The following is a 24,615-nucleotide window of genomic DNA, read 5'->3' as shown; positions in this document are numbered from 1 at the left end:
TTGGGCAACGTTGTAGCCCGGCCGAGCTAAGCGACGCCGGGATTGCACAAAGCGCTTAGCGGAAGCTAACCTCTTCACCCGCCTGCTGCGTTGCCGCCTGCTCCAGCAGATTCCAGAACGTTTCGCCGCTGCGATCGCAGACCCACTCGTCGCCTTTCAGGTCAAAGTGATAGCCGCCCTGTTTGGTCGCCAGCCACACCTGGTGCAGCGGCTCCTGACGGTTAATGATGATTTTGCTGCCGTTTTCGAAGCTGATGGTCAGCACGCCGCCGTTGATTTCACAGTCGATATCGCTGTCGCCGTCCCAGTCGTCCAGACGTTCTTCGATGGTCAGCCAGAGGGTGTCGGCCAGGCGATGAAATTCACTGTCGTTCATTGTCGTTTTCCGTTATTAAGTGATGGCGGCAGTATAGCGTGAAACAAATCACGTTGCAGTCGGGCGCTTAACGCTTGCTTTTGCGCCTTCTCCTGCGATGATAGAAAATAGAAAGCATTGAACTACAGGCATCTTAAGAATGAATAAGATTTTTCGACCGCTGGCATTGTTACTTGCACTGTTCAGCCTTGCAGGCTGCGGCCTGAAAGGCCCGCTCTATTTTCCTCCGGCTGACAAGACGGCGGCACCACCGACCAAACCCGTGACGCCGCCCGTGCAGAGCGCCTCGCCGGATCGTAACGATCGTGGCGATAACGGTGGCCCGACGCAGGTTAACTACTAATATCCCGTTCTGTACCGCGCAACTGGAGTAGATAATGCAGTTCTCTAAAATGCATGGCCTCGGCAACGATTTTATGGTCGTCGACGCGGTAACGCAGAATGTGTTTTTCTCGCCTGAGCTGATCCGCCGCCTGGCGGACCGGCATCTGGGCGTGGGGTTCGATCAGCTGCTGGTGGTTGAGCCGCCGTACGATCCGGACCTCGATTTTCACTACCGCATTTTCAACGCTGACGGCAGCGAAGTTTCTCAGTGCGGCAACGGCGCGCGCTGCTTTGCCCGCTTCGTGCGCCTGAAAGGCCTGACCAATAAACGTGACATCCGCGTCAGCACGGCCAATGGCCGTATGGTATTAAGCGTCACGGAAGATGACCTGGTGCGCGTCAATATGGGCGAGCCGAACTTTGAACCCTCGCAGGTGCCGTTCCGCGCCAACAAAGCGGAAAAGACCTATATTATGCGTGCGGCCGAACAGACAGTATTGTGCGGCGTGGTTTCTATGGGCAACCCGCACTGCGTGATTCAGGTCGACGACGTGGATACCGCGGCGGTCGAGACGCTGGGCCCGGTGATGGAAAGCCATGAACGTTTTCCAGAACGGGCTAACATTGGTTTTATGCAGGTCGTGAAACGCGATCACATCCGCCTGCGCGTGTATGAACGCGGCGCGGGTGAAACTCAGGCCTGCGGTAGCGGTGCGTGTGCGGCGGTCGCCGTCGGCATTCAGCAGGGGCTGCTGGCGGAAGAAGTGCGCGTGGAATTGCCGGGCGGGCGTCTTGATATCGCCTGGAAAGGACCGGGCCAACCGTTGTTTATGACTGGCCCGGCGGCACATGTCTATGACGGATTTATTCACTTATGAAATCAGTCGGGGAAGAACAGCAGGACGTCATCGCCACGCTAAACGACAGCGCGGTGGTGGACTATCTGTTGCAACATCCTGAATTCTTTATTCGTAATGCCGCTGCCGTTGAACAGATGCGCGTTCCGCACCCGGTGCGGGGCATGGTCTCGCTGGTCGAGTGGCATATGGCGCGCTCGCGCAACTATATCGCGACGCTCGAAGAGAGCATGGGTCAGCTTATGGAACAGGCGACGGCCAACGAAGGGCTGTTCTACCGCCTGCTGCATCTGCAAAACCGGCTGGCGTGCGCGGAAAGCCTCGACGATCTGCTGCTGCGCTTGCATCGCTGGGCGCGCGAGCTGGGGTTGGCGGGGGCGTCAATACGATTGTTCTCCGATCGCTGGCGTCTGGGCGCGCCGTCGAAACACACCGATCTGGTGCTTTCTCGCCAGGCGTTCGAGCCGCTGCGCATCCAACGCTTAGGCCAGTCGAACCACTATCTGGGCACCCTTAACGGCCCGGAACTGCTGCTAGTGTTGCCGGAGGCCAAAGCGGTTGGTTCGGTGGCGATGTCGATGATGGGCAGCGAGGGCGATCTTGGTGTCATCCTGTTCAGCAGCCGCGACCCGCACCACTATCAGCCGGGGCAGGGAACGCAGCTATTGCAGGAAATCGCGTTGATGCTGCCTGGCCTGCTGGAACGATGGATTGAACGTCAATGACCACCGATACCGTGCTGGGGCAAGCCGTTAGCCGTTTTCTCCGCTACCTGGGCGTTGAGCGTCAGCTAAGCCCAATCACGCTTCTGAACTATCAGCGTCAGCTTGATGCCATTATTGAACTGGCCGAAGGAATGGGCCTGCAGAATTGGCAACAATGTGATGCTGCGATGGTACGCAGCTTCGCCACCCGTAGCCGCCGTAAAGGGCTGGGGGCGGCAAGCCTGGCGCTGCGCCTGTCGGCTTTACGCAGCTTCTTTGACTGGATGGTTAGCCAGGGCGTGCTGCCCGCCAACCCGGCAAAAGGCATCGCCGCGCCGAAAGCGCCGCGCCACCTGCCGAAAAACATCGACGTCGATGATGTAAACCGCCTGCTGGATATCGATCTTAACGACCCGCTGGCGGTGCGCGACCGCGCGATGCTGGAGGTGATGTACGGCGCGGGCCTGCGTCTTTCGGAGCTGGTCAATCTGGATATTAAACATCTGGATCTCGACACCGGCGAAGTGTGGGTGATGGGCAAAGGCAGCAAAGAGCGCCGTCTGCCGATTGGCCGCAACGCCGTAGCGTGGATTGAACACTGGCTCGATCTGCGCGGGCTGTTCGGCGGTGACGATGACGCGCTGTTCCTCTCAAAGCTCGGCAAGCGGATTTCGGCGCGTAACGTGCAAAAACGGTTTGCCGAGTGGGGCATTAAGCAGGGGCTGAACAGCCACGTGCATCCGCACAAGCTGCGCCACTCGTTCGCCACCCATATGCTTGAGTCGAGCGGCGATCTACGCGGGGTGCAGGAACTGCTGGGTCACGCCAACCTCTCGACCACCCAAATCTATACCCATCTTGATTTTCAACACCTTGCTACGGTGTACGATGCGGCGCATCCGCGCGCCAAACGGGAGAAATAATGCGTTTTTATCGACCGCTGGGCAGGATTGCCGCGTTGACGTTTGACCTTGACGACACCCTTTACGATAACCGCCCGGTGATAGACCGCACGATGCAGGAGTCGCTGAACTTTGTGCGCGGTTACCACCCGGCGCTGGCCAGCTTTGACGCCCGTACGCTCCAGCAGTGGCGCGATGCGCTGCTGCAGACCGAGCCGGAGATTTACCACGACGTCACCGAATGGCGCTGGCGTGCGCTGGCCTTCGGGATGCAACAGCTGGGGCTAACGGTTGAGGAGGCGAAAGCCGGTGCCGATGCGGCAATGAACAACTTTGCCCGGTGGCGCAGCCGGATCGACGTGCCGCAGGAAACCCATGACACCCTGAAAAAGCTGGGCCAAAAGTGGCCGCTGGTCGCCATCACCAACGGCAACGCGCAGCCGGAGCTGTTTGGCTTGAGCGACTACTTTGAATTTGTGCTGCGCGCTGGCCCGGACGGGCGCTCGAAGCCGTTTGCCGATATGTATCATCTGGCGGCGGAGAAGCTCAACGTACCGCTCGCTGAGATCCTGCACGTGGGCGATGACCTGACCACCGATGTGGCGGGCGCGGTGCGCTGCGGAATGCAGGCCTGCTGGATTAAGCCGCAAAATGCCGACCTGATGCAGACCGCGGATAGCCGTTTGTTGCCGCATGTTGAGATTTCCCGGTTGGCATCTCTGACCTCGCTGATATAATTCTGTATAAATTCCCAGTGTTCGCTACGCTAAGTCCTTCGACGCTGTACGAATGATTTAGCGTAGCGGTTCTCTTTTTATTGACCGACGGTGCCGCCAATGGACGTTTCTTACCTGCTCGACAGCCTCAACGATAAACAGCGCGAAGCCGTCGCGGCGGAGCGAACTAACATGCTGGTGCTCGCCGGGGCAGGCAGCGGTAAGACGCGGGTGCTGGTGCACCGCATTGCCTGGCTGCAAAGCGTCGAGAACTGCTCGCCGTATTCCATTATGGCGGTGACCTTCACCAATAAAGCGGCGGCGGAAATGCGCCACCGTATTGCCGAACTGATGGGCACCTCCCAGGGCGGCATGTGGGTCGGCACCTTCCACGGGCTGGCGCACCGTCTGCTGCGCGCTCACCACCTCGACGCCAACCTGCCGCAGGATTTCCAGATCCTCGACAGCGAAGATCAGCTGCGTCTGCTCAAGCGTCTGATCAAGGCGATGAACCTCGATGAGAAGCAGTGGCCGCCGCGTCAGGCGATGTGGTTTATCAACAGCCAGAAAGACGAAGGGCTGCGCCCGCACCACCTGCAAAGCTACGGCAACCCGGTCGAGCAGACCTGGCAGAAGGTGTATCAGGCCTATCAGGAAGCGTGCGATCGCGCGGGGCTGGTGGACTTCGCCGAACTGCTGCTGCGCGCCCACGAGCTGTGGCTCAACAAGCCGCACATTCTTCAGCACTACCGCGAACGCTTTACCAATATCCTGGTGGACGAATTCCAGGATACCAACAACATCCAGTACGCGTGGATCCGTCTGCTGGCGGGCGACACCGGCAAGGTGATGATCGTCGGCGACGATGACCAGTCGATCTACGGCTGGCGCGGGGCGCAGGTGGAGAACATCCAGCGCTTCCTCAACGATTTCCCCGGCGCGGAAACCATCCGCCTGGAACAGAACTACCGTTCGACCAGCAACATTCTGAGCGCCGCCAACGCCCTGATTGAGAACAACAACGGGCGTCTGGGCAAAAAGCTGTGGACCGACGGCGCCGACGGCGAGCCGATCTCGCTCTACTGCGCGTTTAACGAACTCGACGAAGCCCGCTTCGTGGTCAACCGTATTAAAACCTGGCAGGACAACGGCGGCGCGCTGGACCAGTGCGCCATCCTCTATCGCAGCAACGCCCAATCTCGCGTGCTGGAAGAGGCGCTGTTACAGGCCAGTATGCCGTACCGTATCTATGGCGGGATGCGCTTCTTCGAACGTCAGGAAATTAAAGACGCGCTCTCGTACCTGCGCCTGATTGCTAACCGTAACGACGACGCGGCGTTTGAGCGGGTGGTGAATACGCCTACTCGCGGCATTGGCGATCGTACCCTGGACGTGGTGCGCCAGACCTCGCGCGATCGCCAACTGACGCTGTGGCAGGCCTGCCGCGAGCTGCTGCAAGAGAAAGCGCTGGCCGGTCGCGCCGCCAGCGCCCTGCAGCGCTTTATGGAGCTGATTGACGCGCTGGCGCAGGAAACAGCCGATATGCCGCTGCACGTGCAGACCGACCGGGTGGTCAAAGATTCGGGCCTGCGCATGATGTACGAGCAGGAAAAGGGCGAAAAAGGCCAGACACGAATCGAAAACTTAGACGAACTGGTGACGGCAACGCGCCAGTTCAGCTACAACGAAGAAGACGAAGATCTGATGCCGCTACAGGCCTTCCTCTCCCACGCGGCGCTGGAAGCCGGGGAAGGTCAGGCCGACACCTGGCAGGACGCGGTGCAGCTGATGACGCTGCACTCGGCGAAAGGCCTGGAGTTCCCGCAGGTGTTTATCGTCGGCATGGAAGAGGGCATGTTCCCGAGCCAGATGTCGCTGGATGAAGGCGGGCGCCTGGAAGAAGAGCGTCGCCTGGCCTACGTTGGGGTCACCCGTGCGATGCAGAAGCTGACGCTGACCTACGCCGAAACGCGCCGCCTGTACGGTAAAGAGGTGTATCACCGCCCGTCGCGCTTTATCGGCGAGCTGCCGGAAGCCTGTGTCGAAGAGGTGCGCCTGCGCGCCACCGTCAGCCGCCCGGTGAGCCATCAGCGGATGGGCACGCCGATGGCGGAGAACGATACCGGCTACAAACTTGGCCAGCGGGTTCGCCACGCCAAGTTTGGCGAGGGGACCATCGTCAACCTGGAAGGCAGCGGTGAACACAGCCGTCTGCAGGTGGCGTTCCAGGGGCAGGGAATTAAATGGCTGGTGGCGGCCTACGCCAGACTAGAAACAGTATAACTTTCAGAAAAATATCACTATTTTGTAACGATCTGCTAGCCTTAGGGAACAGAAGGTAATTAATCCCGGTTAGCGTTTCGTTGCGTGTTGACGCCGTTTTTTTGCTGGCGTAACATGCGCGCACGATTACGCTAAGAGGACAAAGCCTTGGACACACCCAGTAGATGCTGGCTCACCTTCCTGTCATTCAGGAGCAACTCCTAAGGCTATCCTCTTTTGCTGATATCCTTAGCGGTTGTCAGCGACCCGTATTGTATCCCGTCGCATTGAGTCAGGCTGTTTAATGGTCTGAAACCCCTGTAGTTTCTGTGTGCCCACCGGCTGTCCGATAATTTTTTGCATTGGGAGTCCCGGTCATGCTGAGCGCATTTCAACTGGAAAACAATCGTTTAACGCGTCTGGAAGCAGACGAAATCGATCATCTCGCCAGCTCGGTGTGGGTCGATTTAGTCGAGCCGGATGACGAAGAACGTAGCCGTGTGCAAAAGGATTTGGGCCAGAACCTGGCCACGCGCCCCGAACTGGAAGACATCGAAGCATCCGCACGTTTTTTTGAAGACGAAGACGGCCTGCATATTCACTCCTTCTTCTTCTATGAAGATGCGGACGATCACGCCGGCAACTCCACCGTCGCATTCACCATCCGCGAAGGGCGACTGTTCACCCTGCGCGAGCGCGAACTGCCGGCCTTCCGCCTGTATCGTATGCGCGCGCGTAATCAGGCCATGGTCGATGGCAACGCCTATGAGCTGCTTCTTGATCTGTTCGAAACCAAAATCGAACAGCTGGCGGATGAAATTGAAAACATCTACAGCGACCTGGAAAAGCTGAGCCGCGTGATTATGGAAGGGCACCAGGGCGACGAGTACGACGAAGCGCTGTCAACGCTGGCGGAGCTGGAAGATATCGGCTGGAAGGTACGCCTGTGTCTGATGGATACCCAGCGCGCGCTGAACTTCCTGGTACGCAAGGCGCGTCTACCGGCCGTCCAGTTGGAGCAGGCGCGTGAAATCCTGCGCGATATCGAATCTCTGCTGCCGCATAACGAATCGCTGTTCCAGAAGGTGAACTTCCTGATGCAGGCGGCGATGGGCTTTATCAACATCGAGCAGAACCGCATCATCAAGATCTTCTCGGTGGTCTCCGTGGTGTTCCTGCCGCCGACGCTGGTGGCCTCAAGCTATGGGATGAACTTCGAGTTTATGCCAGAGCTGCGCTGGAGCTTTGGTTACCCAGGGGCGATTATCTTTATGATTCTTGCCGGGCTGGCGCCGTACCTGTACTTTAAGCGCAAGAACTGGCTGTAACGCGTGTGCCGGATGGCGGCGATGCCTTATCCGGCCGACAAGTCATTACTAATCGTAGGCCGGATAAGCGAAGCGCCATCCGGCAAGGATTTATCCGCGACGTCCCCGTCTTTGCGTATAGATCGCATCCATCACGAAAATCGCCAGCGCCACCCAGATAAACGCGAACGTTACCATCTTGTCCGCCCCCGGCACTTCTCCGTAGAAGGTTACCGCCAGCAGGAACATCAGCGTTGGCCCGATGTACTGGAAAAAGCCCAGCGTCGAGAGGCGCAGACGCGTTGCCGCGCCGGTAAAGCACAGCAGCGGAATGGTGGTCACGACGCCGGCGGCGATCAGCAGCAGGTTCAGCGACCAGGCGTTTTGTCCCATATGGCTGGTGGCGCTGTCGGCGATGCCGAACAGATAAATCGCCGCCACCGGCAGCAGCCACAGCGTTTCAAACAGCATTCCCGTCTGCGCATCGACGGCAATTTTCTTACGCACCAGGCCGTAGAAGGCAAAGCTGAACGCCAGCCCCAGCGCGATAATCGGCAGTGAGCCAAAGGTCCACAGCTGTACCAGCACGCCGCAGATCGCCAGAATCACCGCCAGCCACTGCATCCGGCGGAAGCGTTCGCCGAGGAAAATCATCCCCAGCAAAATATTCACCAGCGGGTTAATGAAATACCCGAGGCTGGCTTCCAGCATATGATGGTTGTTGACCGACCAGATGAACAGCAGCCAGTTACCACCGATCAGCACCGCCGACAACGCCAGCAGAAAGACCTTTTTCGGGGTTTTCAGCAGCGTGCGTACCTGCGGCCATTGGCGGCTGATGCTGATCAACGCCACCATAAAGAAAAACGACCAGATAACGCGGTGGGTCAGGATTTCATCGGCAGGAACGTAGTAGATCAGCTTGAAATAGGCTGGAGCGATGCCCCAGATAAAATAGGCGGCAAGAGCGAGCAGTACGCCCTGACGCGTTTGCTTGGGATCCATGTGAAACATCCATTACGAAAAAGTCATGCAATGTTACGCGATTCTGGCGGTTATCCCACCATATAAGTCGCCGTCGCGCTGGCGATATGCGTTTTCTCTTCGTTGTGCAGCTCGACGCGCGCCACCGCAACCTTATTACCGGCGCGCAGCAGCGTGCTGCTGGCGGTAAAGCGCGTGCCCCGGCCCGGGCGCAGGTAGTCCACGCGCAGATCGATGGTGCCCATCTTCGACAGCCGTTGGCGCAGCTCGTCTTCATTAATGGTGTCGTGGCGCGTCAGCGTGCTGCCCACGCATACCAATCCGGCGGCCACGTCCAGCGCCGAGGCAATCACCCCACCGTGCAGAATGCTTTGCGCCCAGTTCCCCACCATCATCGGCTGGTTGTTAAAGCTCAGCTGCGCGAAGGCTTTTTCATAAACCTCCAGCTCCAGATTCAGGGCGCGATTAAACGGCATGTGGTAGACAAAGATTTCCCCAACCAGCTTGAGTGCGTCGGCGGCGGTGAGTTCGGCAGACATAATGACCTTATTTTGCATGTTAATAAAATGTTGATTTTATGCCGATTGGATGTTGATTTCTACTTTCGGAAAGGTTTGATGAGCAAGAACAGGGTAAAAAGGTAGAATGAGTGTCATTTTGTTATTCATTGTTTTTATATAACATAGGGGAAAGTCACCGATGCGACTCTCAAGGAGTGGGTTATTGGCGCTGCTGCTGCCTGTTTCGGCGTTGGCGCAGGAAGCGACGATTAAGGAAGTCCATGATGTACCGGCGGTACGCGGCAGTATTATCGCAAACCTGCTGCAGGAGCATGACAATCCGTTCACGCTCTACCCCTATGAAAGTAACTACCTGCTGTACACCTGGACCAGCGACCTTAATAAAGAGGCGATTCGTACCTACGACTGGGCCGAAAACGCGCGTAAGGACGAGGTGAAGTTCCAGCTCAGTCTGGCTTTCCCGCTGTGGCGCGGCATCCTGGGGGATAACTCGGTATTGGCGGCCTCCTATACCCAGCGCTCCTGGTGGCAGCTTTCCAACAGCGGCGAATCCGCACCGTTCCGTGAAACCAACTACGAGCCGCAGATGTTCCTGGGCTTCGCCACCGACTACCGCTTTGCGGGCTGGACGCTGCGCGATGTGGAAGTGGGCTTCAACCATGACTCTAACGGCCGCTCCGACCCGACTTCACGCAGCTGGAACCGCCTGTACACGCGCCTGATGGCGCAAAACGGCAACTGGCTGGTAGAGGTGAAACCCTGGTATGTGGTGGGTGACACCGACGATAACCCGGATATCACCAAATACATGGGCTACTACCGCCTGAAAATTGGCTATCAGCTGGGCGACGCGGTACTGAGCGCGCAGGGGCAGTACAACTGGAACACCGGCTACGGCGGCGCGGAGCTGGGCGTCAGCTACCCAATTAGCAAGCACGTGCGCGTCTATACTCAGGTTTACAGCGGTTACGGCGAGTCGCTTATCGACTACAACTTCAACCAAACCCGCGTTGGGGTCGGTGTGATGCTTAACGACCTGTTTTAACAGGGTATCCGACGGTTTGTTGCGAGCATGGCCGAAGGAATTTGTCTAAAACATTGCAGTTTGGCACGCAGGCGCTGAAAATAGCGCCTGTTTTTATTTTCAGGTGAATGGGGTCAACGTGGCACAGGCGGAAGTTATCAATCAGGAATCGCTGGCTAAACAGGTTTTGCAGGAGACCTTTGGCTATCAGCAATTCCGCCCGGGCCAGGAGACCATCATCGATACCGTACTGAGCGGTCGCGACTGTCTGGTCGTGATGCCGACCGGCGGCGGTAAATCCCTGTGTTATCAGATCCCTGCGCTGGTGATGGACGGCCTGACGGTGGTGGTTTCACCGCTGATCTCGCTGATGAAAGACCAGGTTGACCAACTGCTGGCCAACGGTGTGGCGGCGGCGTGTATCAACTCCACCCAGACCCGCGAACAGCAGCAAGAGGTGATGGCCGGCTGCCGAAGCGGGCAGATTCGCCTGCTCTATATCGCCCCCGAACGCCTGATGCTGGATAACTTCCTTGAGCATCTGGCGCACTGGAACCCGGTGATGCTGGCGGTGGATGAAGCGCACTGTATCTCGCAGTGGGGCCACGACTTCCGTCCGGAATACGCCGCGCTGGGCCATCTGCGCCAGCGCTTCCCGGCGCTGCCGTTTATGGCGCTGACCGCCACCGCCGATGACACCACCCGCAACGACATCGTGCGCCTGCTGGGGCTGAACGACCCGCTGATTCAAATCAGCAGCTTCGACCGGCCCAATATTCGCTATATGCTGATGGAGAAGTTCAAGCCGCTCGACCAGCTGATGCGCTACGTGCAGGAGCAGCGCGGCAAATCCGGCATTATCTACTGCAACAGCCGTTCGAAAGTGGAAGACACCGCCGCGCGTCTGCAAAGCCGGGGGATTAGCGCCGGGGCTTACCATGCCGGACTGGAAAACGACGTGCGCGCCGACGTGCAGGAGAAATTCCAGCGCGACGATCTGCAAATTGTGGTCGCCACCGTGGCGTTCGGCATGGGCATCAACAAGCCGAACGTGCGCTTTGTGGTGCACTTTGATATTCCTCGCAACATCGAATCCTACTATCAGGAGACCGGCCGCGCCGGGCGTGACGGCCTGCCTGCGGAGGCGATGCTGTTTTACGACCCGGCGGATATGGCGTGGCTGCGCCGCTGCCTGGAAGAAAAGCCAGAGGGCGTGCTGCAGGACATCGAGCGGCATAAGCTCAACGCGATGGGGGCCTTTGCCGAAGCGCAAACCTGTCGTCGCCTGGTGCTGCTGAACTACTTTGGCGAAGGGCGTCAGGAGCCGTGCGGCAACTGCGATATCTGCCTCGACCCGCCAAAACAGTACGATGGCGTGCAGGATGCGCAGATTGCCCTTTCCACCATTGGCCGGGTTAACCAGCGCTTTGGGATGGGCTACGTGGTGGAAGTGATCCGCGGCGCGAATAGCCAACGTATCCGCGAGTTCGGCCACGATAAGCTGAAAGTCTACGGAATGGGGCGTGATAAAAGCCATGAGCACTGGGTTAGCGTGATCCGCCAGCTGATCCATCTGGGCTTTGTTACGCAAAATATCGCCCAGCATTCGGCCCTGCAGCTCACCGACGCCTCGCGACCGGTGCTGCGCGGCGAGGCGCCGCTACAGCTCGCCGTGCCGCGTATTGTGGCGCTGAAGCCGCGCGTGATGCAGAAAGCGGCGGTCGGCAACTACGACAAACAGCTGTTCGCCAAGCTGCGCAAGCTGCGTAAAGCCATCGCCGATGAAGAAAATATCCCGCCGTACGTCGTCTTTAACGACGCGACCCTGATTGAAATGGCCGAGCAGATGCCGATCTCGCCGAGCGATATGCTTAGCGTCAACGGCGTCGGCACGCGGAAACTCGAGCGCTTTGGCCGCGAGTTTCTGGCGCTGATTCGTGCGCATGTCGACGGCGATGATGAAGAGTAGTCAGCTGGCGAAAAAAGTGTCAGGATAGTGACTCACTGAACTATTTTCCGCGAATTTATCGTCTCGTTTGGTAGGTCTATCATGTTAACGCTATTTCTTACCGTGGCGCTGGTGCACATCATTGCGTTGATGAGCCCCGGCCCAGACTTCTTTTTTGTCTCCCAGACTGCCGTAAGTCGTTCGCGTAAAGAAGCGATGATGGGCGTTCTGGGGATTACCTGCGGCGTCATGGTCTGGGCGGGCGTGGCGCTGCTTGGCCTGCATCTGATTATCGAAAAAATGGCGTGGCTGCACACCATCATTATGGTCGGCGGCGGCCTGTACCTGTGCTGGATGGGCTACCAGATGCTGCGCGGGGCGCTGAAGAAAGAGAAAACGGCCGCCACCGCCGAGCCGAAGGTGGAGCTGGCGCAGGGCGGGCGCAGCTTTATGAAGGGGCTGCTGACCAACCTCGCGAATCCGAAAGCGATTATCTATTTTGGCTCGGTGTTCTCACTTTTCGTCGGCGACAACGTTGGCGCAGGCGCGCGCTGGGGTATTTTCCTGCTGATCGTGCTTGAAACGCTGGCGTGGTTCACTGTGGTCGCCAGCCTGTTTGCGCTACCGGCGATGCGTCGCGGCTATCAGCGCGCGGCGAAGTGGATTGACGGCGTCGCCGGAACGCTGTTCGCGGGCTTCGGGATCCACCTGATTATTTCGCGTTAACCGCGCTGACCCACTCGACGACGTGTTCCCGGGTGGGCTGCGTTATTTCAGCGCTTGAGCTGCTGTAGTTCATTGGCTGAAAGGCCGGTGATTTCCATGATTACACCATGTTCAAACCCCCGCGCCAGCATGGCTTTTGCCACATCCTGCATTGCGCTGTGTTTTCCTTCCTTTCGTCCAATCATCTTCAACTCTTCTGCCATGGTCATGAATTTATCTCCATGCTCCGGCACGCGCTGTGCCAGCCCATACAATAGTTTCTGAACGTTTCGAGCTTGTCCCGCCCGCACCATGTAGTTTACCAGGACGGTTATTTGTTGTCCGCTCAACAGTCCTGATACGAACAGATTGGCGAGTTTATCCTCCAACTGCGCCATATCACGGAGGCGGATATGCTTTTGTACTAGCGTAAGCGCCGCCATACTGCGATGTTGCATAATTTCTTCGTCAGGAATAGTGGTGATATCGACGAGCGGAAAAGCCTGGCTGTAAAGCTGGCGCGCCGCATTCGGATCGTGAAATTCATCTAGCCAGTTCAGCGTCCAGGGATAGGGGCTGCGCTTGCCGTGATAGAACAGAATAGGGATGACTAGCGGCAGTTTCTTATGACCCGCATTGAGATGCTGCTGCATCGCCGCTACAGCGTAGCGTAGCAAGCGAAAGGCCATATGTTTGTCCGGCGAGCTCTGGTGCTCGATAAGAACATGGATATAGCCGCGCCCGGTCGTGGTTTGCAGGGAATAGATAATATCGTTGTAGTAAGGACGCAGGTCGTCTTCAACAAAACTCCCTGACTCTAAGCGCAGTGTCTCCAGTTTGCACAGTTTTATCAGCGCTGGCGGTAGATGAATCTCGATAAAATCCCGCGCGGTTTCCACGCGGGACAGAAACGTTTTGAAGACCGCGTCATGCGGTGAGGCAGCTTCCGCCATCGTCCGTCATCCTTGAATAAGAAGGTCTGGCGGCATTCTGGCACCGGCGCGTCCGCGCCAGTAGCGGAGATTTAAAACCGTTTTCGGCTATGCGTGCGGCCTCGTGTCAATTTGTCGGCTGGCTACGCTGGTGACAAAAAACTGCGAGCCGCGTTCACGCATGCCTTGCCGACGCGAGAAGCGCGCCTACCAGCATAAACAGAGAACCAAACACCTTATTCAATGCTTTCATCTGCTTCGGCCCTTTAATCCACGCCGAGATGCGCTGCGCCAGCGTGGCGTAGCCAATCATCACGATGATATCGACCACAATGGTGGTGACGCCAAGCACCAGGTACTGCATCACCTGAGGCTGGTGCGGTACGATGAACTGGGGGAACAGCGCGGCAAGAAACACAATGCTCTTTGGGTTGGTCAGGTTAACGAACACCGCGCGCTGGAAAAGTTTGCCGCGTGATTGCGTCTTGGCCAGCGTTTTCAGGTCAATAGAGCCTGCCGCGCGCCACTGCTGGATACCCAGCCAGATCAGATACGCCGCGCCCGCCCACTTCAGCACTTCGAAGGCCAGCACCGAGCGGGAGAATAGGGTGCCAAGACCGATGCCCACCAGTACGATATGAATCGCCAGCCCCGTTTGCAGCCCGGCAATTGAGGCCGCCGCGCCGCGATAGCCGTGGTTGATGGAGGTGGTCATGGTATTGATCGCCCCTGAGCCCGGCGAGAGGCTAAGAATTATGGATGTCAGCAGGTAGGCGAACCACCATTCGAAGGTCATGAGAAACTCCCTGATTGTCTGTTTTTATGCCACAATACGCTATTGTCCAGACGTTGTGTGATGCGTCACGAAAAAACAATATTCAGCGGTTAACAGGGGTGGAAGCCCGATGTTTCAACAGCAAAAGGATTGGAATACCAGAGAAAACGCGTTTGCTGCGTTTACCACTGGCCCGCTAATGGATTTCTGGCGCGGGCGGGAAGAGGCGGAGTTTATCGGCGTGGATTGCGTTCCGGTACGCTTTGTCCGTTTCAGCTCGCCCGCGCACGACCGGGTGATTGTGGTCTGTCCGGGGCGTATTGAAAGCTATGTGAAGTATGCCGAACTGGCCTACGATCTTTTCCACAGCGGTTTTGATGTCCTGATTATCGACCACCGCGGTCAGGGGCGTTCCGGGCGGATGTTAACGGATACCCATCGCGGCCATGTGGCGAAATTTAGCGACTACGTCGACGATCTGGCCGCCTTCTGGCAGCAAGAGGTGCTGCCGGGGCGCTGGCGTCAGCGGTTTATTCTCGCCCACTCGATGGGCGGGGCGATTGCGACGCAGTTTTTGCAGCGTAATCCGCAGGGCTGTGATGCCATCGCGCTTTGTGCGCCCATGTTCGGTATTATCATGCGCCTGCCGGAATGGGTTGTGCGGCCGCTTCTCGATTGGGCTGAGGGCCATCAGCGTCTTCGTGAAGGGTATGCAATGGGAACAGGCCGATGGCACGCGCTGCCGTTTAGCCTTAACGTACTGACCCATAGCCGTGAACGCTATCGGCGCAACGTGCGTTTTTACGCCGATGAACCCAGGCTGCGCGTAGGCGGGCCTACGTACCATTGGGTCAGAGAAGGTATCCTGGCGGGAGAACAGATTCTTGCCGATGCCCCAAACCACACCTTCCCGTTGCTGCTGATCCAGGCGGAAGAAGAACGCGTGGTGGATAACCGCATGCACGATCGTTACTGCGCTCTTCGCGCCGAAGCGGGCCACCCTTGCGAGGGCGGTAAACCGTTTGTCATCGAAGGCGCCTATCATGAGATCCTTTTTGAAAAGGACGCTATGCGCTCAGTAGCACTCAATGCCATCGTCGATTTTTTCAATCGACACCGTTAATTCGGCGCCAGCGCCGCACTTTTAGAGGTTAAATTCGTTTATGTACCAGGTCGTCGCGTCTGATTTAGATGGCACCTTACTCTCTCCTGACCACCACTTAACGCCGTACGCCAAAGAGACGTTGCAGCTGCTGACCGAGCGCGGGCTGAACTTCGTGTTCGCCACCGGTCGTCACTACATTGACGTTGGCCAGATCCGCGATAATCTGGGGATCAAAGCCTACATGATCACCTCCAACGGCGCGCGCGTGCACGACGCCGACGGCAAGCAGGTGTTCGCCCATAACCTCGATCGCGATATCGCCGCCGATCTGTTTGGTATCGTCAATACCAATCCGGATATCGTAACCAACGTCTATCGCGACGACGAATGGTTTATGAACCGTCACCGCCCGGAAGAGATGCGTTTCTTTAAAGAAGCGGTGTTCAACTACACCCTGTACGAGCCGGGTCTGCTGGAGCCGGAAGGCGTCAGCAAGGTGTTCTTTACCTGTAACGACCACCAAACGTTGCTGCCGCTGGAGCAGGCGATTAACGCGCGCTGGGGCGATCGCGTCAACGTCAGCTTCTCGACCTTAACCTGTCTGGAAGTGATGGCGGGCGGCGTGTCGAAAGGTCACGCGCTGGAAGCGGTGGCGAAGGCGATGGGCTATACGCTGAAAGACTGTATCGCCTTTGGCGACGGCATGAACGATGCGGAAATGCTGTCGATGGCGGGTAAAGGCTGCATTATGGAAGGGGCGCACCAGCGTCTGAAAGATCTGCATCCGGACCTCGAAGTGATCGGCTCGAACGCCGATGACGCGGTGCCACACTACCTGCGCAAGCTGTACCTTGATTAAAGAATGACGACTGGCTATTTATTGGTCAGTTGTCAACTTCCATCTCCGCTACAATGCGTGTTCCTCTTCCTATGGGACATTCATTGTGGCGCTGCTGATTATTACCACGATTCTGTGGGCTTTCTCATTTAGTTTTTACGGCGAATACCTCGCCGGACACGTTGACAGCTACTTTGCGGTGCTGGTGCGCGTGGGCCTGGCGGCGCTGGTGTTCCTGCCATTTCTGCGTACCCGAGGTCACAGCCTGAAAACCGTCGGGCTGTATATGCTGGTGGGGGCGATGCAGCTGGGTATCATGTACATGCTGAGCTTCCACGCCTATCTGTACCTGACGGTGTCCGAGCTGCTACTGTTTACCGTGCTGACGCCGCTCTATATCACGCTGATTTATGACCTGATGAGCGGGCGCCGCCTGCGCTGGAGCTACGCCTTCAGCGCGCTGCTGGCGGTGATTGGCGCGGGGATTATCCGTTACGACCATATTACCAACCACTTCTGGACTGGCCTTATCCTGGTGCAGCTCTCCAATATCGTCTTTGCCATTGGCATGGTGGGCTATAAGCGCCTGATGGAGACTCGCCCGATGCCGCAGCATAACGCTTTTGCGTGGTTCTACCTCGGGGCGTTTCTGGTGGCGTCGGTGGCGTGGATGCTGCTCGGCAACGCGCAGAAAATGCCGCAAACCCTGCCGCAGTGGGGGATTCTGGTATTCCTGGGCGTGGTGGCGTCGGGGATTGGCTACTTTATGTGGAACTACGGCGCCACGCAGGTGGATGCGGGCACCTTAGGTATCATGAACAATATGCATGTGCCGGCGGGGCTGCTGGTTAACCTGGCTATCTGGCACCAGCAGCCGCACTGGCCGAGCTTCCTTACAGGCGCGGCTGTGATCCTGGCCTCGCTGTGGGTGCATCGGCATTGGGTCGCTCCGCGTTCTTCACAAACGGCAGATGATCGCAAGCGTGGTTCCGCGCTGAGCGAATAAACGCCTCCATCACCGGCTGACGCTGCTCGCCATCGCGCACGGCGGCGTACAGCCGGCTCCACAGCCCTTCGCCCAGGGTTTTGGTCACCACCAGACCCTGGCGCTCAAAACTCTCCACCACCCAGTGCGGCAGGGCGGCAATGCCCATCCGCGCGGCGACCATCTGAATCAGCAGCAGCGTGTTATCCACGCTTTTCAGCTGCGGGCTGATGCCCGCCGGTTGCAGGAAGTGCCGCCAGATATCCAGGCGCTGGCGCTGCACCGGATAAATCAACAGCGTTTCCGTCGCCAGGTCTTCCGGCGTAATTCGCGCTTTGGCCGCCAGCGGGTGATCCGGCGCCAGAATCAGGCGCACTTCATAATCAAACATCGGTGAATAGTGCAGACCGCTGCGCGGCAGGATGTCGGAGGTCAGGACGATATCCAGCTCGCTCTGCTGTAGCGCCGGCTGCGGGTCGAAGGTGACGCCGGACTTAAAGTCCATCTCCACCTGCGGCCACTGCTTGTGGAAGTTTTCCAGCGCGGGCGTCAGCCATTGAATGCAGCTATGGCATTCGATAGCGATACGCAGCGTCGCCTGCTGCGGCTCGTTACAGGCCTGCAGCGCCTGGCTGATTTGCGGCAACACCTGATTGGCCAGCTGCAGCAGGATCTCTCCCTGCGGCGTAAAGCGCAGCGGCTGGCTTTTACGGACAAAGAGTCGAAAGCCGAGGCGCTGCTCCAGATCGCTGAACTGGTGGGAAAGGGCGGATTGCGTCTGATGCAGCGTTGCCGCCGCCGCTGCGAGTGACCCGCAGTTCCGCAACGCCTGGAGCGTTTTCAGATGTTTTATTTCAATCATGAAAGTCCTTCACTTCGGCATGAACAATTTGCGCTTGAGGAATATACAGTAACTGCCAATTATGGATGTGTAAACATCTGGACGGCTAAATACTGAAAAATCCATGAGAGGCAAATGATGACTATCCTGAACCACACCCTCGGTTTTCCTCGCGTAGGCCTGCGTCGCGAGCTGAAAAAAGCGCAAGAAAGCTACTGGGCGGGTAACGCCTCCCGTGAAGAACTGCTGTCCGTAGGCCGCGAACTGCGCGCCCGCCACTGGGATCAGCAGAAGCAAGCGGGCGTGGACCTGCTGCCGGTGGGCGATTTCGCCTGGTACGATCACGTGCTAACCACCAGCCTGCTGCTCGGCAACGTTCCGGCGCGTCATCAAAATAAAGACGGCTCGGTGGATATCGATACCTTATTCCGCATTGGCCGTGGCCGCGCCCCGACGGGTGAGCCCGCGGCGGCCGCAGAAATGACCAAATGGTTTAATACCAACTATCACTACATGGTGCCGGAGTTCACCAAAGGTCAGCAGTTCAATCTGACCTGGACCCAACTGCTGGAGGAAGTGGACGAAGCGCTGGCGCTCGGCCACAAGGTGAAGCCTGTGCTGCTGGGGCCGGTAACCTACCTGTGGCTGGGAAAAGTGAAGGGCGAACCGTTTGACCGCCTGACCCTGCTCAACGACATTCTGCCGGTGTACCAGCAGGTGCTGGGCGAACTGGCGAAACGCGATATTGAATGGGTACAGATTGATGAACCGGCGCTGGTGCTGGAGTTGCCGCAGGTTTGGCTGAACGCCTTCAAACCCGCGTATGACGCGCTGGCAGAGCAGGTCAAATTACTGCTGACCACCTATTTCGAGGGCGTCACGCCAAACCTGGATACCCTTACCGCGCTGCCGGTGCAGGGTCTGCACGTCGACCTGGTATACGGCAAAGATGACGTTGCCGAGCTGCACCAGCGCCTGCCTGCCGACTGGTTGCTGTCAGCCGGTCTGGTAAACGGTCGTAACGTCTGGCGCGCCGATCTCAGCGAAAAATATGCACAAATTAAAAATATCGTCGGCAAACGTGATCTGTGGGTGGCTTCATCCTGTTCCCTGCTGCACAGCCCGATTGATTTAAGCGTGGAAACTCGCCTGGACGCGGAAGTGAAGAGCTGGTTCGCCTTCGCGCTGCAAAAATGTGAAGAGCTGGCGCTGCTGCGCGATGCGCTGAACAGCGGTGATACGGCGGCAATTACGGCGTGGAGCGCACCAATTCAGGCGCGTCGCCACTCTACCCGCGTCCATAACGCGGCGGTGGAAAAACGTCTGGCGGGCATCACCGCGCAGGACAGCCAGCGCGCCAGTGCTTACCCGGTTCGTGCCCAAGCACAGCGTGCCCGCTTTAATCTGCCGGCGTGGCCCACCACCACGATTGGCTCATTCCCGCAAACCACCGAAATTCGCGGCCTGCGGCTGGACTTCAAAAAGGGCAACCTGGATGCCGGTCACTACCGCACCGGTATCGCCGAACATATTAAGCAGGCGATCGTCGAGCAGGAACGTCTGGGTCTCGATGTGCTGGTGCACGGTGAAGCCGAACGCAATGACATGGTGGAATATTTTGGCGAGCATCTGGATGGCTTCGTCTTTACTCAGAATGGTTGGGTACAGAGCTATGGTTCCCGCTGCGTGAAGCCGCCGGTGGTGATTGGCGACGTCAGCCGCCCGGAAGCGATCACCGTGGAGTGGGCGAAGTACGCGCAGTCGCTGACCGACAAGCCGGTAAAAGGCATGTTGACCGGTCCGGTGACCATTCTCTGCTGGTCGTTCCCGCGTGAAGACGTGACGCGGGAAACCATCGCGAAGCAGATTGCGCTGGCGCTGCGTGATGAAGTGGCGGATCTGGAAGCGGCGGGTATCGGTATTATTCAGATTGATGAACCGGCGCTGCGTGAAGGTCTGCCGCTGCGTCGCAGCGACTGGGCCGCGTATCTGGCATGGGGCGTGGAAGCCTTCCGCATTAACGCGGCGGTGGCGAAGGATGAAACCCAGATCCACACCCACATGTGTTACTGCGAGTTCAACGACATCATGGATTCGATCGCCGCGCTGGACGCGGATGTGATCACCATTGAGACTTCGCGCTCGGATATGGAGCTGCTGGAGTCGTTTGAAGCGTTCGACTATCCCAACGAAATCGGGCCGGGCGTGTACGACATTCACTCGCCGAACGTCCCGAGCGTGGAGTGGATTGAGGCCCTGCTGAAGAAGGCCGAGCAGCGTATTCCGGCGGAGCGTCTGTGGGTGAACCCGGACTGCGGTCTGAAAACCCGCGGCTGGCCGGAGACTCGCGCCGCGCTGGCGAATATGGTGCAAGCCGCGCGGAATCTGCGTCAGGCGTAAGAAAGAGCAGGCATCAGGGGGAGGCTTCGGCCTCCCTTTTTTATGCGCTCGCGCCCGGCTGGTTGAAAAACGATCTTTATGATGATTATCACAAACATGATAACATTATATTGTTATAACAAATGGAGATGAAAACAAAAAAAAGGACCTCTGTATGAACTACAACATGGTGGGTGACGCCATCGTTAAGCATTGTGGCGGGCTGGCAAATTTTATTCATGTGACCAACTGTATGACCCGCGTGCGGATGACGATCGCCGACCCGTCGTTGGTCGATATGCCCGCGCTCAAAGGTATCGAAGGCGTACTGGGCGTGGTGGAAGATGACACGCTGCAGGTGATTGTCGGGCCGGGCAAATCATCGAAGGTGGCGACGATTATCAACGAACGGCTGAAAGGCGCGCCCGCTAGCACGTTAAGCGACGTGGAGCAAAAGGCGACGCTGGCGCGTGAAAAAGCCAAAAAGCAGACGCGTACCAAAGTTATTCTCAAACACATTGCAAACATCTTTGTCCCTATTCTGCCCGCGCTGATCGCCGCCGGTATCCTGATGGGGCTGAACAACGTGGTGGTGAACTCGGCGGCTTCCTGGGCAGCAAGCCATGCGGTTAGCGCCGTCGGCGACCTTTCTCCCACCCAGGTGGTGCTCGACCAGCGGCATCTGCTCGGCGTTAGCCAGTTCCTGGATATCGTCTCGAAAGCGCTGTTTGGCTTTCTGGCAATTTATGCGGGCATCACCTCGGCGCGTGAATTTGAAGGCAATCTGATTCTGGGCGGTTTGCTCGGTGCGATTACCATTATGCCGCAGGTGACGACGCTGGGGCTGATCCCAGGCCAGGGCGGGCTGATTGGCGTGATTTTCGCGGTCTGGCTGATGTGCCTGCTGGAAAAACAGGTACGCCGGTTCGTGCCGGATATCGTCGACGTGGTGGTGACGCCAACGGTGGTGCTGCTGGTGATGGCCGCCGCGCAGCTGTTTATCATCATGCCCGCGGCGGGCGTGGTTTCCGACGGCATTCTGCATGCCCTCAACGGCCTGCTGGAGCACGGCGGTATTGCGGCGGGCTTTGTGCTGTCGGCGCTGTTCCCGTTCCTGATTTCACTGGGCCTGCACCACGGCCTGTTCCCCATTCACCTTGAGATGATCAACGCCACCGGCCACGCGCCGCTGTTCGCCATCCAGATTATGTCTAACGCCGGCATGGTAGGGGCAGCGACTGCGGTTCTGCTGCTGACCCGCGACCCGGTGATGAAAAAAATCGCCCGCGGCGCGATTCCTACCTCCATTCTGGCGGTGGGCGAGCCGACGATTTTCGGCGTCAATATCCCGGTGGGCTTTGCCTTTATCACCGGCTCGATCGGCGCGGGGTTTGGCGGCGTGATGGTGGTGCTGCTGGGGGTCTCCACCAACGGTGTCGGCGCGGCGGGGCTTTCCGCACTACCGCTGATTGCCGACGGCAAATATCTGCAATACATCATGGCATGGCTGGTGGGCTGTGCGGCGGCCTTTACGCTGACGTATGTGGTCGGCAAGGTCCGTGGTTACGATAAAGAAATGGCGTGAACAAAAGGAATAGCACATGAAAGCAATTATGTTGATGTTTGATTCGCTCAACAAACGTCTGTTGTCAGCTTACGGGAGCGATCGCGCCATTACGCCGAATTTCCAGCGCTTAAAAGAGCGCAGCGTACGGTTCGATAATTTTTATGTCGGCAGCATGCCCTGCATGCCGGCCCGCCGCGAGCTGCATACCGGGCGCTATAACTTTCTCCATCGCGGCTGGTCGCCGCTGGAACCGTTCGATGACTCCGTACCAGAAATCCTCAAGAAAAACGGCATTCATACGCATCTGGTGACCGACCACAAACATTACTGGCGCGACGGTGGCGCCACCTACCATTCGCGTTACAGCACCTATGAGTTTATCCGTGGGCAGGAAGGCGACGCGTGGAAAGGGGTGGTCGATAAGCCGGAATACCGCTATGAATCCGGCGAACCGGAAGAGATCAAACAGCGGCGGATCGCCAGCCGGGTGCAGCACCAGATCAACGTGCAGTTTATGCAGAATGAGGACGATCACCACCTGGCGCGGACCATCAACAAAGGTCTGGAATTTATTGATACCAACCACGCCAGCGATAACTGGTTCCTGCAGTTGGAGTGCTTTGATCCGCATGAACCGTTTTTCGTGCCGGAAAAGTACCTGAAAATGTACGGCATCGACGACCCGTCGCAGTTTGACGGCTGGCCGCCTTACTATTTCGTGACCGAAAGCACCGAACGCAAGAGCGTGATTCAAAAGTACTACATGGCGCTGCTAACCATGGTGGATGCCTATGTGGGCAAGGTGCTCGACTATATGGATCGCTACAATCTGTGGCGCGACACGATGCTTATCGTCAATACCGATCACGGTTTTCTACTCGGCGAGCACGAATGGTGGGGCAAAAATATTATGCCGCTGTATAACGAAGTGGCGAATACCCCCTGCTTTATCTGGCACCCGCAGTACGGCTGCGCGGGCGAATCACGGCAGGCGCTGGCGCAGACCATTGATATCCCGGCGACCTTGCTCGACAGCTTTGGTCTCGATAAGCCTGCGGATATGCAGGGCGTTTCGCTGCTGCCGGTGCTGCGTGATGATACCCCGGTGCGTGACTACGCGCTGTTTGGCTATCACGGCTGCCATATCAACATTACCGATGGCTGCTATGTTTACATGCGCGCGCCGGTCGAGCAGGGCGTTGAAGGCCTGTATGAATACACGCTGATGCCGACCCGGATTAATCGCCGCTTCACGCCGCAGGAGCTGCAGGGCATGACGCTGCATCCGCCGTTTAGCTTTACGAAAGGCTGCCAGCTGCTGAAGGTGCCCGCCGAGTCGGTGATGACGCGCGATGCCGACCGTTTCGGCCATCGTCTGTACGATCTGGCCGACGACCCGACGCAGCAAACGCAGTGTCATGATGAAAGCGTGGCGCGGAAGCTGTGCGAGCGCATGACGGTGATGATGGCGCAAAGCGACGCGCCCGCCGAGCTCTATCCGCGCTATGGCCTGAACGACGTCCATGCGCCGCTGCTGGGCCTGGATCCGCACCTGCTGCCGGAACTGGCGGGCTTTGCGCCGCAGGTGCGCTACGGACTTTTTGCGCTCTTGCAGCATCTGGAAGGCAGCGGGCAGAACGCGCTGGCGGCGCGGTTACTGTCCGTCAGCCGCGCGGACTGGACGACAGAAAATTTGTGGGCATTCGTACAGAATGAGGTTCCCGAAGAGCAGCATCAAAGCGTGTACTATAAGATGGCGTTAGAAATGCGACTTGATTAAGCAGTCCCCCCGGCTGCGGCCGGGGAAAAGGAGTCTGGAGTTAATGAAAGAAGAACTGGATTATTCGCGCGGCGCCAAACCGCTGTATGCGCAGCTGTACGATATCCTGCTGGAGAAGCTGAAAACCGGCCAATACAAGAAAAATGACGTACTGCCTACCGAAGCGGAGTTTGAAGAGATCTTCGGCGTCAGCCGCATCACCGCGCGTCGCGCGCTGGCGGAACTGGCCGCGAAAGGGCTGGTAAAGCGCCAGGCGGGGATCGGCACGATGGTGATCAGCACTTCCGAGAAGCAGGAAGTGAAAACTCGCGTACGGCTGGTGGATGGGCAGCAGCAGCACCCCATTGAACGTAACAACCTCAAGCTTGAACAACTGTCGCCGCCGCAGACCGTGTCCGAGGCGTTTGGCGTAGATGAGTCGTGCCCGCTCACGCTGCTGACGCGCACTATCTATCGCCAGAATGAGCAGCCCGCGCAGGTGAACTACATCTGGCTGACGCAGCGCTTGCAGCCGCTGACACTCGATGCGCTGAGCGGCGGCCTGTACAGCATGCTGGAAGAGAAGGACGAAAACATCGACAGCTTCCAGGATGTGATTACCGCCGAGCTGCCGACGGAAGAAGATTGCCAGATTTTGGCTATTTCGCCCGCCGAACCGCTGCTGGTGAAAACGCGTAAGGGCTATAACGATCGCGGCGAGCTGGTTGAGTTCAGCATCGCCAAACATCTCGCCAGCTGCTATCAGTACATTGTTGAGAACAGCCGCTGAGCCTGTTGTTCGAA

24 protein-coding genes are annotated in these 24,615 nt (G+C 57.9%); 18 read left to right on the top strand and 6 right to left on the bottom strand.

Features of this window, described 5'->3' with window-relative positions; all coding sequences use genetic code 11:
- Positions 1-55: 55 nt before the first annotated feature.
- Positions 56-376: an iron donor protein CyaY gene (gene cyaY, locus ACK5JN_RS01425; protein WP_416868513.1), complete on the bottom strand. Its 321-nt coding sequence runs from the start codon at positions 374-376 to the stop codon at positions 56-58.
- Positions 377-515: 139 nt separating this feature from the next.
- Between cyaY and lptM the strand changes: the two genes are divergently transcribed.
- From lptM to corA, 8 genes are all read left to right on the top strand, one after another.
- On the top strand, positions 516-719 hold the full coding sequence (gene lptM / locus ACK5JN_RS01420; RefSeq protein WP_416868512.1) for an LPS translocon maturation chaperone LptM: 204 nt from the start codon (positions 516-518) through the stop codon (positions 717-719).
- 34 nt (positions 720-753) lie between these two features.
- Positions 754-1,578: a diaminopimelate epimerase gene (gene dapF / locus ACK5JN_RS01415; protein WP_064546442.1), complete on the top strand. Its 825-nt coding sequence runs from the start codon at positions 754-756 to the stop codon at positions 1,576-1,578.
- Positions 1,575-2,282: a DUF484 domain-containing protein gene (locus ACK5JN_RS01410; protein ID WP_416868511.1), complete on the top strand. Its 708-nt coding sequence runs from the start codon at positions 1,575-1,577 to the stop codon at positions 2,280-2,282. The genes dapF and ACK5JN_RS01410 overlap by 4 nt, the downstream gene beginning before the upstream one ends.
- On the top strand, positions 2,279-3,184 hold the full coding sequence (xerC, locus tag ACK5JN_RS01405; RefSeq protein WP_416868510.1) for a tyrosine recombinase XerC: 906 nt from the start codon (positions 2,279-2,281) through the stop codon (positions 3,182-3,184). The genes ACK5JN_RS01410 and xerC overlap by 4 nt, the downstream gene beginning before the upstream one ends.
- Positions 3,184-3,900, top strand: a complete 717-nt coding sequence (yigB, locus tag ACK5JN_RS01400; RefSeq protein ID WP_416868509.1) for a 5-amino-6-(5-phospho-D-ribitylamino)uracil phosphatase YigB — start codon at positions 3,184-3,186, stop codon at positions 3,898-3,900. Before xerC ends, yigB begins: the two co-directional genes overlap by 1 nt.
- A 99-nt stretch (positions 3,901-3,999) precedes the next feature.
- Positions 4,000-6,162 carry a DNA helicase II gene (uvrD, locus tag ACK5JN_RS01395; protein WP_416868508.1) on the top strand — a complete coding sequence of 721 codons (2,163 nt, stop codon included), beginning with the start codon at positions 4,000-4,002 and terminating at the stop codon, positions 6,160-6,162.
- 147 nt (positions 6,163-6,309) lie between these two features.
- Positions 6,310-6,366, top strand: coding sequence for a YsgD/CorL family protein (gene ysgD, locus ACK5JN_RS01390; RefSeq protein WP_416868515.1), 57 nt, complete (start codon positions 6,310-6,312; stop codon positions 6,364-6,366).
- A 152-nt stretch (positions 6,367-6,518) separates the two neighbouring features.
- Positions 6,519-7,469 carry a magnesium/cobalt transporter CorA gene (gene corA, locus ACK5JN_RS01385; RefSeq protein WP_416868507.1) on the top strand — a complete coding sequence of 317 codons (951 nt, stop codon included), beginning with the start codon at positions 6,519-6,521 and terminating at the stop codon, positions 7,467-7,469.
- A gap of 90 nt (positions 7,470-7,559) precedes the next feature.
- Here corA and rarD read toward each other — a convergent pair whose 3' ends face one another.
- The gene (rarD, locus tag ACK5JN_RS01380; RefSeq protein ID WP_416868506.1) at positions 7,560-8,453 is read right to left on the bottom strand and encodes an EamA family transporter RarD; all 894 of its coding nucleotides are present in this window, start codon (positions 8,451-8,453) and stop codon (positions 7,560-7,562) included.
- Positions 8,454-8,503: 50 nt separating this feature from the next.
- Positions 8,504-8,971, bottom strand: a complete 468-nt coding sequence (gene yigI, locus ACK5JN_RS01375; RefSeq protein ID WP_106929870.1) for an acyl-CoA thioesterase YigI — start codon at positions 8,969-8,971, stop codon at positions 8,504-8,506.
- A gap of 160 nt (positions 8,972-9,131) precedes the next feature.
- Here yigI and pldA point away from each other — a divergent pair, with 160 nt between their 5' ends.
- The 3 genes from pldA to rhtC all read left to right on the top strand — a co-directional run bounded on the left by pldA (position 9,132) and on the right by rhtC (position 12,651).
- On the top strand, positions 9,132-9,998 hold the full coding sequence (pldA, locus tag ACK5JN_RS01370) for a phospholipase A (RefSeq protein WP_416868505.1): 867 nt from the start codon (positions 9,132-9,134) through the stop codon (positions 9,996-9,998).
- A gap of 118 nt (positions 9,999-10,116) precedes the next feature.
- A complete protein-coding gene (recQ, locus tag ACK5JN_RS01365; RefSeq protein WP_416868504.1) occupies positions 10,117-11,946 on the top strand; it encodes an ATP-dependent DNA helicase RecQ in 1,830 nt (609 codons plus the stop codon).
- An 81-nt stretch (positions 11,947-12,027) separates the two neighbouring features.
- Positions 12,028-12,651: a threonine export protein RhtC gene (rhtC, locus tag ACK5JN_RS01360; protein ID WP_416868503.1), complete on the top strand. Its 624-nt coding sequence runs from the start codon at positions 12,028-12,030 to the stop codon at positions 12,649-12,651.
- Positions 12,652-12,698: 47 nt separating this feature from the next.
- Here rhtC and ACK5JN_RS01355 read toward each other — a convergent pair whose 3' ends face one another.
- Both ACK5JN_RS01355 and rhtB read right to left on the bottom strand, forming a co-directional pair.
- On the bottom strand, positions 12,699-13,583 hold the full coding sequence (locus ACK5JN_RS01355) for an Rpn family recombination-promoting nuclease/putative transposase (RefSeq protein ID WP_416868502.1): 885 nt from the start codon (positions 13,581-13,583) through the stop codon (positions 12,699-12,701).
- A 154-nt stretch (positions 13,584-13,737) separates the two neighbouring features.
- Positions 13,738-14,358, bottom strand: coding sequence for a homoserine/homoserine lactone efflux protein (gene rhtB, locus ACK5JN_RS01350; protein WP_416868501.1), 621 nt, complete (start codon positions 14,356-14,358; stop codon positions 13,738-13,740).
- Between the two features lie 109 nt (positions 14,359-14,467).
- Here rhtB and pldB point away from each other — a divergent pair, with 109 nt between their 5' ends.
- The 3 genes from pldB to ACK5JN_RS01335 all read left to right on the top strand — a co-directional run bounded on the left by pldB (position 14,468) and on the right by ACK5JN_RS01335 (position 17,286).
- Complete coding sequence (gene pldB, locus ACK5JN_RS01345; RefSeq protein ID WP_416868500.1) at positions 14,468-15,460, top strand: lysophospholipase L2; 993 nt, start codon at positions 14,468-14,470, stop codon at positions 15,458-15,460.
- A gap of 40 nt (positions 15,461-15,500) precedes the next feature.
- On the top strand, positions 15,501-16,301 hold the full coding sequence (gene yigL, locus ACK5JN_RS01340; protein WP_416868499.1) for a sugar/pyridoxal phosphate phosphatase YigL: 801 nt from the start codon (positions 15,501-15,503) through the stop codon (positions 16,299-16,301).
- A gap of 85 nt (positions 16,302-16,386) precedes the next feature.
- Positions 16,387-17,286, top strand: a complete 900-nt coding sequence (locus tag ACK5JN_RS01335; protein WP_416868498.1) for a carboxylate/amino acid/amine transporter — start codon at positions 16,387-16,389, stop codon at positions 17,284-17,286.
- Here the strand turns inward: ACK5JN_RS01335 and metR are convergent.
- A complete protein-coding gene (gene metR, locus ACK5JN_RS01330; RefSeq protein ID WP_416868497.1) occupies positions 17,174-18,127 on the bottom strand; it encodes an HTH-type transcriptional regulator MetR in 954 nt (317 codons plus the stop codon). The two genes, ACK5JN_RS01335 and metR, sit on opposite strands and share 113 nt — an antisense overlap.
- Positions 18,128-18,244: 117 nt before the next feature.
- On the opposite strand from metR, the gene metE reads away from it, so the two are divergent.
- From metE to ACK5JN_RS01310, 4 genes are all read left to right on the top strand, one after another.
- On the top strand, positions 18,245-20,506 hold the full coding sequence (metE, locus tag ACK5JN_RS01325) for a 5-methyltetrahydropteroyltriglutamate--homocysteine S-methyltransferase (protein ID WP_416868514.1): 2,262 nt from the start codon (positions 18,245-18,247) through the stop codon (positions 20,504-20,506).
- Positions 20,507-20,660: 154 nt separating this feature from the next.
- On the top strand, positions 20,661-22,070 hold the full coding sequence (locus ACK5JN_RS01320) for a PTS transporter subunit EIIC (RefSeq protein WP_416868496.1): 1,410 nt from the start codon (positions 20,661-20,663) through the stop codon (positions 22,068-22,070).
- Between the two features lie 16 nt (positions 22,071-22,086).
- A complete protein-coding gene (locus ACK5JN_RS01315) occupies positions 22,087-23,832 on the top strand; it encodes a sulfatase (RefSeq protein WP_416868495.1) in 1,746 nt (581 codons plus the stop codon).
- A 43-nt stretch (positions 23,833-23,875) separates the two neighbouring features.
- Positions 23,876-24,601, top strand: coding sequence for a GntR family transcriptional regulator (locus ACK5JN_RS01310; RefSeq protein WP_416868494.1), 726 nt, complete (start codon positions 23,876-23,878; stop codon positions 24,599-24,601).
- Positions 24,602-24,615 lie beyond the last annotated feature (14 nt).

This window comes from Kluyvera sp., assembly GCF_047971185.1.
In the GTDB taxonomy this organism is placed as follows: Bacteria; Pseudomonadota; Gammaproteobacteria; order Enterobacterales; family Enterobacteriaceae; genus Kluyvera.
The sequence above is the reverse complement of the archived record's forward strand: the minus strand, read 5'-3'. Positions and strand labels throughout refer to the sequence as shown.

Bases quoted from the DNA above. Each gene is read 5' to 3' on its own strand.
- corA (WP_416868507.1), top strand. From the start codon at position 6,519: ATGCTGAGCGCATTTCAACTGGAAAACAATCGTTTAACGCGTCTGGAA.
- ACK5JN_RS01410 (WP_416868511.1), top strand. From the start codon at position 1,575: ATGAAATCAGTCGGGGAAGAACAGCAGGACGTCATCGCCACGCTAAAC.
- ACK5JN_RS01310 (WP_416868494.1), top strand. From the start codon at position 23,876: ATGAAAGAAGAACTGGATTATTCGCGCGGCGCCAAACCGCTGTATGCG.
- dapF (WP_064546442.1), top strand. From the start codon at position 754: ATGCAGTTCTCTAAAATGCATGGCCTCGGCAACGATTTTATGGTCGTC.
- rarD (WP_416868506.1), bottom strand. From the start codon at position 8,453: ATGGATCCCAAGCAAACGCGTCAGGGCGTACTGCTCGCTCTTGCCGCC.
- uvrD (WP_416868508.1), top strand. From the start codon at position 4,000: ATGGACGTTTCTTACCTGCTCGACAGCCTCAACGATAAACAGCGCGAA.
- rhtB (WP_416868501.1), bottom strand. From the start codon at position 14,358: ATGACCTTCGAATGGTGGTTCGCCTACCTGCTGACATCCATAATTCTT.
- rhtC (WP_416868503.1), top strand. From the start codon at position 12,028: ATGTTAACGCTATTTCTTACCGTGGCGCTGGTGCACATCATTGCGTTG.
- ACK5JN_RS01355 (WP_416868502.1), bottom strand. From the start codon at position 13,583: ATGGCGGAAGCTGCCTCACCGCATGACGCGGTCTTCAAAACGTTTCTG.
- pldB (WP_416868500.1), top strand. From the start codon at position 14,468: ATGTTTCAACAGCAAAAGGATTGGAATACCAGAGAAAACGCGTTTGCT.
- ACK5JN_RS01320 (WP_416868496.1), top strand. From the start codon at position 20,661: ATGAACTACAACATGGTGGGTGACGCCATCGTTAAGCATTGTGGCGGG.
- lptM (WP_416868512.1), top strand. From the start codon at position 516: ATGAATAAGATTTTTCGACCGCTGGCATTGTTACTTGCACTGTTCAGC.
- metE (WP_416868514.1), top strand. From the start codon at position 18,245: ATGACTATCCTGAACCACACCCTCGGTTTTCCTCGCGTAGGCCTGCGT.
- xerC (WP_416868510.1), top strand. From the start codon at position 2,279: ATGACCACCGATACCGTGCTGGGGCAAGCCGTTAGCCGTTTTCTCCGC.
- yigL (WP_416868499.1), top strand. From the start codon at position 15,501: ATGTACCAGGTCGTCGCGTCTGATTTAGATGGCACCTTACTCTCTCCT.
- metR (WP_416868497.1), bottom strand. From the start codon at position 18,127: ATGATTGAAATAAAACATCTGAAAACGCTCCAGGCGTTGCGGAACTGC.
- pldA (WP_416868505.1), top strand. From the start codon at position 9,132: ATGCGACTCTCAAGGAGTGGGTTATTGGCGCTGCTGCTGCCTGTTTCG.
- ACK5JN_RS01315 (WP_416868495.1), top strand. From the start codon at position 22,087: ATGAAAGCAATTATGTTGATGTTTGATTCGCTCAACAAACGTCTGTTG.
- yigI (WP_106929870.1), bottom strand. From the start codon at position 8,971: ATGTCTGCCGAACTCACCGCCGCCGACGCACTCAAGCTGGTTGGGGAA.
- cyaY (WP_416868513.1), bottom strand. From the start codon at position 376: ATGAACGACAGTGAATTTCATCGCCTGGCCGACACCCTCTGGCTGACC.
- yigB (WP_416868509.1), top strand. From the start codon at position 3,184: ATGCGTTTTTATCGACCGCTGGGCAGGATTGCCGCGTTGACGTTTGAC.